Annotated in this window: 3 pseudogenes; 2 read left to right on the top strand and 1 reads right to left on the bottom strand. The window is 71.9% G+C overall.

From position 1 onward, the window contains the following. Nucleotides 1-320, top strand: a pseudogene (locus NCC78_RS31430) (cupin); the annotation flags it as partial. A gap of 389 nt (nt 321-709) precedes the next feature. After that, nucleotides 710-1,446: pseudogene (locus tag NCC78_RS31425) on the top strand (VOC family protein). 143 nt (nt 1,447-1,589) lie between these two features. Here NCC78_RS31425 and NCC78_RS31420 read toward each other — a convergent pair. Continuing rightward, nucleotides 1,590-1,891, bottom strand: a pseudogene (locus tag NCC78_RS31420) (hypothetical protein); the annotation flags it as partial.

Raw genomic sequence — 1,891 nt, 5'->3', positions numbered from 1 at the left:
GGGCCTGGCCGGCCGCCCGTCCGGCGCCGATCCGCCCCCTGGCCCAGGCCGCCGCCCTCGCCGCCCTCGACGCCGACACCCGGCCCGCCCCCCGCCCGGGCCTGCGCTGGCAGCTCACCGGGCAGGGTGCCGACCGGGTGGCGCTGCGCCTGTTCGACCGCACCCTGACGCTGCCGGCGCAGTGCGAACCGGCCGTCCGCGCCCTGCTCACCGCCGAGGCGGTCCGGGTCGGCGACCTCCCCGGCCTCGACGACGACGCCGACCGCGTCACCCTGGCCCGCCGACTACTGCGCGAAGCGGTGGCCGTCCCCGCCCCCTAAAGCCTGGGTCGAAGTCGGTCGCAGCCACTCGTTGATGGCGGCGAGGTGAATGGTGGCCTCGTAGCGCACGGCTAGCTTGTCGAAGCGGGGCTGTCGCCGCGGTGTCCGGCGGTCAGCACGATGGCGAGGGGTTTCTGGCCTTGCTCGCAGCCACATGACGACGGTCGACCTCGGCGTTTGGCGCCGGCAGCAACGGCTGCAGCACCGCCCACTGCACGTCGGTCAGGTCGAACCGCTCGTCACCGCTAGGGTGTCCACGAGGTCTCCGGTTTGAGGTTTGCTTGGTCGCTGAACCATCTACCGGCAGACCTCGCCATATGCCGACCTTCGACACGCCGAACGATCACTCCGGTTCGGGCACCACCGCCGACTCGACGGGGCTTAGCGGAATGGCAACGCGGCTCGTTCAAATCAACATGAAGGCTCGGGACGACTCCGCGCTGGGCGGTTTCTGGGCGGAGGCGCTCGGCTGGGAAGTCTCCAGCGAGGGACCCGGCGTGACCAACCTCGAACCCGAGGGCTTCGTCTACCCCGACCCCGTCGCTGTCTGCGTCGACCTCATCGTCTCCCCGGAACCCAAGACGGTGAAGAACCGCGTGCACGTCGACCTCGCCACCACCTCGGCGCCCATCAGGCGCAGGTGGTCACGCGCCTGAAGGATCTCGGCGCAACACCCGCCGACGTAGGCCAGGGCGACGTCCCATGGACGGTCATGGTCGACCCGGAGGGCAACGAGTTCTGCGTGCTGGACCCCCGACCGCTCTACCGAGACACCGGACCGATCGCCGCGGTAGTGGTCGACTGCGCGGATCCGCGAGCCATGGCCCGCTTCTGGGGCAAGGCCATGGACTGGGCCCTGCACGAGGTGACCGACCACAAGGCGGTACTGCGCTCCGCCAAGGGCGTCGGCCCATATCTGCAGTTCCTCCGCACACCCGACGCCAAGACCGTGTGGAACCGCGTCCATCTCGACGTCCGCCCATACCCAGGTGACGACCTGGAGGCCGAGGCGGCCAGACTGCGGACCCTCGGCGCCACCGCCATCGACCTGGGCCAAAACGATGTCCCGTGGACCGTCCTCGCAGACCCGGAAGGCAACGAGTTCTGCCTCCTCACCCCAGGCTGACCCGAACCCTCGTCAGCCGCTCACCACGGCCACCAGCCCGGACTTTGCGACGCGCCCTAGGCGTCCGTCCCGGACCTGTCGTGGGCCGCAGGAGACCGACGAGCGACGACGACCCTCAAGCGGCGAGGTGAGAGGCAGGCGCGTCAGCGGGCGAGTGCCAGCAGCAGGGCGGTGCTGAGCACGCCCGCGGCGAGGACGACGGCGACCGGGCGCGGGCCGAGGACGGCGTGCCGCCGGTCGGCCAGGACCTTCGCCGGCACCAGGCCGACCAGCGGGCCCAGCAGGGTCACCACCAGGGCCAGCACCGGCATGCCGACCGCCAGGTCGCCGCCGTACCGGTCACCCGCCGCCCGCGACGCGGTGCCGAGGGCGTACGCGAGCACCGCGCCGGCCGCCCCGCAGAACGCCAGCAGCGGGTTGACCGAGCCCGGCAGGTCGCCCGGCT

Origin of the sequence: Micromonospora phytophila (genome assembly GCF_023656545.1) — a bacterium.
Classification (GTDB): Bacteria; Actinomycetota; Actinomycetes; order Mycobacteriales; family Micromonosporaceae; genus Micromonospora; species Micromonospora phytophila.
Note: the sequence above shows the minus strand (reverse complement) of the source record. Positions and strands in the feature narration are given on the sequence as shown.